We start from the raw sequence: 6,854 nt of genomic DNA, 5'->3' as shown, positions 1-6,854 counted from the left end.
AGGACCACTGCTCAGCATTCTTCTTGTTTCCGGGCATAACACAGCCTTTTCTTTTCGCAACCTGACGCCAATTATACAGGGTTTTTGCTGAAATACCGGTTTCTTCTGCAAGTGCTGGAACACTCATATTATGGGGTGGCATCATCTTCGCTAGAATAGCTTCTTTTCTTTCTTTTGATACGCGCTTCACTCATCATTCACCTGCGCCCCTTTCTTTAGATTTTTACTTCAGGTGAGGCGACAACTATCCTGACATAAGGGGATTTCAATGAACCGAACTTCCCTATGACCTGTGCCCAATACTGTTGTAAGCTTGTGGAAGGTCTACCTAAACATAGAGCTTTAGACATTGGCTGTGCTGCAGGTCGAGCTAGTTTTGAATTAGCCAAAGTTTTTGAGCATGTAGATGCTGTTGATTTTTCTGCGCGAATTATACAAACCCCCACCAATTTACAAAAACAAGGCTTTCAACGATACACTATTCAAGAAGAAGGAGAACTTGTTACCTACAAAGAAGTACGCTTCGATAATTTTGGCTATGACGAAGTAAAAAATAGAGTTACCTTTTTACAGGGAGACGCTTGTAATCTTGCAGCTAAATTTACTGACTACGATCTCATTTTGGCTGGAAACTTACTCGATAGGTTATATGAACCTGAAAAATTCTTAAGATTGATTAAAGATCGAGTTCGCCCGGGGGGCCTGTTAGTGATTACATCACCTTATACATGGCTTTCTGAATTCACGAAACGAGAATTTTGGTTAGGTGGTTTCAAAGCGAATACTGGAGAATCTTATACCACACTTGACGGCTTACACGATCATTTAGAACCTGAGTTTACTCTACTGCAACAACCTATCGATATTCCATTTGTAATTCGAGAAACTAAGCGTAAGTATCAGCATACGTTAGCTGAGCTGTCTGTATGGCAGAAAAAGGATTAAGCACCATGCACTCAATAAATTCATCATTGAACTTAATAACACCTAATGTGCTTACAGTAGGTACAATTGAGCAAGTTAAACCAATGGCATACCAGGATTATGAAGGAAACTGGAAAGGCTTTGAGGTAGATATTCTTAGGTTCATCGCCGAACATATGAGGCTTGCAATACAGTTCATTACTTTTCCTTTTGACCATATTTGGTTAAGACCCAAACAGGGAGATTGTGATATAGCATCAGCTGTTCTTACAATACTTCCTGAACGTGCTGCAGAGGGAGCAGCCTTTTCACACCCAATTTTTGAGTTTGGTCAGTCCCTACTTGTTCGTACAAGTGATTCACACTGTTTTCATACTTTACAAGATTTGGAAAATAAAAAAGTTGGTGCTGTTAAAAATACAATGGGGGAAGCTTACTTACAAGAGTATGCCCCAGAAAATTTACACGTTATTCTTTATCAGCGTACCGACGATGTTTTAAATGCTCTCCGTAATCATGAAATTGATGCTTTTGCTCGTGGAGAGCCTTGCAATGGATATATCGCCCGCAAGTATGCAGAGTTTGAGATAATTGATATACAGCCATGTCACGAAAAAGTAGGTTTTGCTGTTTCACGAGAAAATAATGCCTTACTTAACATTGTCAATACTGAAATTAATCAATTAAAAAATAAAAGAGTATTACGCAAATTAAGAAAGTTTTGGAGCGCTTACAACATTCATTTACTTTAGTAAAAAATCATGGAAATCCGAGTCTAAGTACAAGTTAAGGAGGTATATATGCTCGTTGCATCTCAGTCAGCACTTAGGCATTTTTTCTATCCCGTCTGCCCTGTTAATAAGCTAACAGACGGTCCAGTGGAATTTACGCTATTAAATCAATCTATAGTGCTTTGGTTAGACCAAAATAATCAACCTGCTGCTGCAGAAAATCGTTGCTGTCATCGCTGGTCCAAGTTAACTAAAGGCAAAGTTATTGATGGGGCCATTCACTGTCCGTATCATGGATGGGCTTTTGCTAATACAGGAGAATGCATTAAAATACCTCAACATCCAGAAAGACCTATCCCATCAAACTACTGTATAAAATCATATAAATGTCAATCACGATACGACTACGTTTGGGTTGCACTTGAAGACCCCATTATGCCTATACCAGAAATACCAGAGTTTGAATCAAACGAATATAGAGTTATCCATTTAGAAAATCGTGCATGGCAATGCAGCTCACTGACTGCATTAGAAAATATTTTTGATACTGCACACCACCATTTTGTACACCAACATCTAGGTGACAAGGTGAACCCTGTACCTATTCCTCCAACAATAATAGAAAAAACACCCTATGGTATGTTCTTTAAGTCAGATATGTATAATTATGGCAATAAATTACAATATAAAGCTTGGAATATTCGGGACAAAGAAATTGTTCTAAAACGAGAGTTTCATTGGTACATGCCTTTCCTGGTAAAAATGACCCTAAGTTTACCTAACAACCTCAAAAATGTAACACTGTTATCATTTACACCAATGACAAATTCTAGTTTACAGTGGATTAATATAGTCATGCGTAATGATACTGAAGAGAATGTTAAAGCTTCTGATGTTATTCAACTTGGCATGACAATCAGCTACGAAGATCAGGACATTTTAGAGAATGTACTACCTGATGTTCCATTAAATATACATGAGCAATGTCATATGGAGTCAGACCGACCTTCCATATTGATAAGAAAACGCTTTACTGCTTTACTTTCTGAGTTTGGAGATATTGAACAAAGAACAGACTGTATACCAAACAAACTTGATGAGCAAATATCTAATAAAATAAAACACAAGTTAAAGGTCTTTTAATACATGCTACTTTAGTCTTTGCAAGAGAATCTCAACCACTCACGCCAAACTGGTTCATTTTCCTTAAGCCAACGTTCTGCGGCCTGTTGGTGAGATAATTTTTCAACATCAACCCAATACGATAATATTGAAAACTGCGGACCATTTAGCTCAATACGCTCAATTAATTGCACAGCACAGGGGTAGTCTTGCTTAAGTCCAATCCAAGCAATTTTTTTAAGCCAACCCTGTTTTGGGTTTCCGCAATCATATGTTGAATATGGATTTACTCCCCAGCTTGGGTCTATTTCGCATTTTGCATCATACTCAGGGAATTCAATAAACTTCCCTTTATATTTTAACTCTACCCAGTTTGGCGTCCAGTTAAATAATACTATAGGTTTTTCACTTTGATATGCATTCTCTAACTCAACCCATAATTCATCTCCATGGCTGACTCTGACGAGATTAAAGTTTAAACCTAAAGCTATGACTCTATCAGAATCTGGTTTTTCCCAAGGTCCTCCAAAATAAATACCACGTAAACTACCTGTTCTTTTTGCAAAAACATTATTCAGAACACTAGCAAATCTGAATAGTAATATTTTGGCACATCATACTTATGCATAATATTTATATATCTACCATTTTTCTTTAATCCAATTAGCCCCTTATTAAAATGCTTAAGTATTTCTTTTTGCCCATCATACTTACGCGAAACCATTAAAAAAAATTTCTCAACACTTTCAGGCCTTTCAACGTATTTTATTTTATTCAAAAACTGGTTATGATTTTTTTTGATAATAATTAAGGCTGTCATTTCATCCATCAAGCTAAAGTCTGCTCGTCCCTTGAGCAACATCGCTATGCTTTGCTCATCACTATTCACCATAACCATACTTATTCCAGCTCTTTTAAATGACTTAATATACCAATAACCGCTCACTGCAGCTATTTTTTTATCTATAAAGCTATTCAATGATGACCAAGAAAACCCTTCTGGAAACCTATCTACTGAATAAAAAAACCTGTTCACAGAATTGGCAAGCGGCCTAGAAAACTCAAACCTATTAACCCTATCTTCATTTTTAAAATAAGGTAGTGCAGCAAAGACTTCACCCGCTTCCACCAACTTTTCGCAACGCCGCCATGGATAAAACTTTACTTCTAAAGGGATATTAGCTAGTTCAAATAACTTTTTAACAACTTCAAGAATAAATCCTGGCTTTTCTGGATTTGAGGAAACGAAAGGTTCATAATCATTCGTAACTATTTGAATACGTTCAGTAGCAAGACAACAATTAGCATATAAACCAATCATTACAGTTAATGACTGTCTTACTCTATTTAATATTTTTATTAAAAAAATCACTCTCTTGACCCCAGTTATCAATATAGAACTGATACTGCCCTTTACTTTTCATTTGGTGTAGGGTCATATCAAATTCATCACGAATTTTCGTAAGCTGTTTAGCTTTAGAAAACACCATAAAACTTGGTGTTATTTGTATATCTGGTTCAACACGAGCAATTACACTTAATGGCAGTTCAGCAGAAACTTGTTTAAACTGAAAGGGAATAGTCAATATATCACCAATTAAAACATCTATATCTCCACGCTCTAATAATATTATTAAATCTCGCGGCTTCGTTTTACTCGTTAGCTTAGTCAATACACCTTCTGCAACCAGCCTGTCAAACTCAGGGCCATAGCTAAAGTCTTGACGAACTCCTAACCGATAATTCGCTAACACACGTAAATCACCCTCAAAACTGATTTTTTGCTCTTGTTTAACAAACAAGGATACAATCTCATTAATTAATACCTCTTGTGAATAATCCAGGTAACGAGTTCGTTCACTCTTGTATAAAACCTGAAATGCTCCATCTACCTTACCTTGTTTAAGTGACTTTAATATACGAGACCATGGTAGTATCCTTATTGTTATTGGCTGCTCCATATTTTTAAATACTTGCTTTACTAAGTTGGTTGTTACCCCAATGACATTCCCCTTACTATTTTGATAGTGATAAGGGGGATACTCCAAAGTAGCTATAGTTAAAACTCTTTTTTCGTTATGCGTATCCGCATATAGCGTTGCGCCACCAATAAGGGCGAATACCACAAAAACAAACCCTAATGCCCCTCGCAATTTCACAATAAGCCTAAGACGCTTCATATCAGCCGACAGCCACTCAATTAAGAAGTAACGCTCATTTTTTTATCCCTGCCCTTGAAAAAAAATAATTCAAACTCATATCTATAATAGCGTAATTGCTCTTAGAGAGTTACGTGAGCTACCAGTGACGACAAAATTCGGTCAGGTAAGCTTTTCAGGCTTGATCACACGATAAGCCAAACGCCCTATATGGAGTCTTGCTCCAAAGTTTAGGGTATATCATATTGCTTAAATAAAAGGATATGTTCCGTGCGTAAATTTGACTTTTCACCTTTATATCGTTCAGCAATTGGTTTTGACCATATTTTTAACTTATTAGACTCAGCGACTCGTGTTGAGCAAGGGCAACCAAGCTATCCCCCATATAATATTGAGCTGCTTGATGAAGATCATTACCGCATCACCATGGCGGTAGCAGGTTTTACCTTACAAGAACTGTCTATTGTGAGTGAGCAAAACACACTACTTATTACAGGTAAAAAAGCCGAAGAAAAAGAGCAACGCCATTTTCTTCATCAAGGTATTGCAGCGCGTAGCTTTGAGCGACGTTTCCAGCTTGCAGACCATATTCAGGTGGTCAACGCGTCATTAGAAAACGGCCTATTACATGTCGAGCTGGTCCGCGAGATTCCTGAAGCCATGAAGCCAAAGCAAATTCCTATTGGTGCAAACAATATGGATAGCAACCTCATTGAGCAAAATAGCTAATTAATCAGCTTATCACAGGAGGCTTTATAAACCTCCTGCAAACAGTCGTATCCTCTTACATAATGCCACTCCAACACGCTGTATATCCTTCCATACTTCCACTGGTGCTCTTTTCAAAGTCCAACTCCGCGTATCTCTGATCCAAAGATTGGCACTTACGAACTTGACCCTCTATAATCTGCGCCCAGGTTTTACCGCAATTTGCGGCTTAAGTCTCAGCACAATAGCATGAGTACTCACCGCCTTACGATTGTTAATTACTGTCTCATTTAGGAAACAACATATGAGTTACGATACTATTCCTCCTGGCAAAGACACTCCAAATGACATTAACGTAGCCATTGAGATCCCCGCTAACAGCAGCGCGCCAGTGAAGTATGAAATCGACAAAGACAGTAACCAGGTGTTTGTCGACCGTTTTATGGCCACCCCTATGTTTTATCCTGCCAACTACGGTTACATTCCACAAACCTTGGCTGATGATGGTGATCCGTTGGATGTATTAGTCGTCACTCCTTACCCTGTGGCTATTGGCTCTGTTATCCGTTGCCGTCCTGTAGGCGTGCTCAACATGAAAGACGAAAGTGGTGAAGATGCTAAGCTGATTGCCGTGCCTCACGACAAACTGACCACTCTCTATCAACATGTTAAAGAATACACTGACCTCCCTGCATTGCTGATAAAACAAATCGAGCACTTCTTTGAAAATTATAAAGACTTGGAAGAAGGCAAGTGGGTTAAAATTGATAACTGGGAAGGTAGCGAAGCAGCGAAAAAAGCTATTGTTGAGTCAATTGCAGCTTACCAAAAATAATCATACACGCCCTCCCCCACGATGGGTAAAGGCTTAGTCGTTTTTACCTTATTGTGAATAGTTTATGTATACCCTTTTAAAGGGTATACATAAAAATAACAAATCACTTATTAAAAATAATATAACGCGATGCTCGACTTTTTAGCCTATTAATTTAGCTAACTGAAGAGGAGCATTGCCTTGGTTCCTATTAAATAATACACACAAACTGTGTGATAATAGCTTGCGGGTAATTCGATTAGTCAAGCTCCATAGTGTTCTGCCTTTGGTTCGCTGAATATTAAACCTTTCTACTAGCTGACCAATCGTTGTCTCCACCCGCCGTCGGAGCCGGTTTAACTGTCCCCTCCATTTCTCAGGGAGTTGATCCACCAT

At 38.2% G+C, this 6,854-nt stretch carries 9 protein-coding genes and 1 pseudogene; 5 read left to right on the top strand and 5 right to left on the bottom strand.

The window, feature by feature from the left end:
* Window positions 1-190 (bottom strand): transposase (locus tag F607_RS0123385; RefSeq protein WP_027710002.1); only part of this gene is annotated, 190 nt, incomplete at its 3' end.
* A 125-nt stretch (window positions 191-315) separates the two neighbouring features.
* On the opposite strand from F607_RS0123385, the gene F607_RS0123380 reads away from it, so the two are divergent.
* The 3 genes from F607_RS0123380 to F607_RS31420 are packed head-to-tail and all read left to right on the top strand — an operon-like array spanning window position 316 to window position 2,798.
* On the top strand, window positions 316-945 hold the full coding sequence (locus tag F607_RS0123380) for a putative 4-mercaptohistidine N1-methyltransferase (RefSeq protein ID WP_230400454.1): 630 nt from the start codon (window positions 316-318) through the stop codon (window positions 943-945).
* Window positions 927-1,676 (top strand): substrate-binding periplasmic protein, encoded by a 750-nt coding sequence (locus F607_RS0123375; protein WP_027710000.1) that lies wholly within the window; start codon window positions 927-929, stop codon window positions 1,674-1,676. The genes F607_RS0123380 and F607_RS0123375 overlap by 19 nt, the downstream gene beginning before the upstream one ends.
* A gap of 48 nt (window positions 1,677-1,724) precedes the next feature.
* Window positions 1,725-2,798 (top strand): aromatic ring-hydroxylating oxygenase subunit alpha, encoded by a 1,074-nt coding sequence (locus F607_RS31420; RefSeq protein WP_051311768.1) that lies wholly within the window; start codon window positions 1,725-1,727, stop codon window positions 2,796-2,798.
* Between the two features lie 11 nt (window positions 2,799-2,809).
* On the opposite strand, the gene F607_RS33785 is transcribed toward F607_RS31420, so the two are convergent.
* From F607_RS33785 to F607_RS31410, 3 genes are all read right to left on the bottom strand, one after another.
* Window positions 2,810-3,268 (bottom strand): glycine betaine ABC transporter substrate-binding protein, encoded by a 459-nt coding sequence (locus tag F607_RS33785; RefSeq protein ID WP_230400455.1) that lies wholly within the window; start codon window positions 3,266-3,268, stop codon window positions 2,810-2,812.
* 83 nt (window positions 3,269-3,351) lie between these two features.
* Complete coding sequence (locus F607_RS0123360) at window positions 3,352-4,149, bottom strand: substrate-binding periplasmic protein (RefSeq protein ID WP_027709999.1); 798 nt, start codon at window positions 4,147-4,149, stop codon at window positions 3,352-3,354.
* On the bottom strand, window positions 4,121-4,957 hold the full coding sequence (locus F607_RS31410; RefSeq protein ID WP_084611391.1) for a substrate-binding periplasmic protein: 837 nt from the start codon (window positions 4,955-4,957) through the stop codon (window positions 4,121-4,123). The genes F607_RS0123360 and F607_RS31410 overlap by 29 nt, the downstream gene beginning before the upstream one ends.
* A gap of 249 nt (window positions 4,958-5,206) precedes the next feature.
* On the opposite strand from F607_RS31410, the gene F607_RS0123350 reads away from it, so the two are divergent.
* Both F607_RS0123350 and ppa read left to right on the top strand, forming a co-directional pair.
* On the top strand, window positions 5,207-5,665 hold the full coding sequence (locus F607_RS0123350) for an Hsp20 family protein (RefSeq protein WP_027709998.1): 459 nt from the start codon (window positions 5,207-5,209) through the stop codon (window positions 5,663-5,665).
* Window positions 5,666-5,948: 283 nt separating this feature from the next.
* The gene (gene ppa / locus F607_RS0123345; RefSeq protein WP_027709997.1) at window positions 5,949-6,479 is read left to right on the top strand and encodes an inorganic diphosphatase; all 531 of its coding nucleotides are present in this window, start codon (window positions 5,949-5,951) and stop codon (window positions 6,477-6,479) included.
* Window positions 6,480-6,620: 141 nt separating this feature from the next.
* On the opposite strand, the pseudogene F607_RS34935 reads toward ppa, so the two are convergent.
* Window positions 6,621-6,854, bottom strand: a pseudogene (locus tag F607_RS34935) (IS982 family transposase); the annotation flags it as partial.

This window comes from Zooshikella ganghwensis DSM 15267 (assembly GCF_000428585.1).
In the GTDB taxonomy this organism is placed as follows: domain Bacteria; phylum Pseudomonadota; class Gammaproteobacteria; order Pseudomonadales; family Zooshikellaceae; genus Zooshikella; species Zooshikella ganghwensis.
The sequence above is the reverse complement of the archived record's forward strand: the minus strand, read 5'-3'. Positions and strand labels throughout refer to the sequence as shown.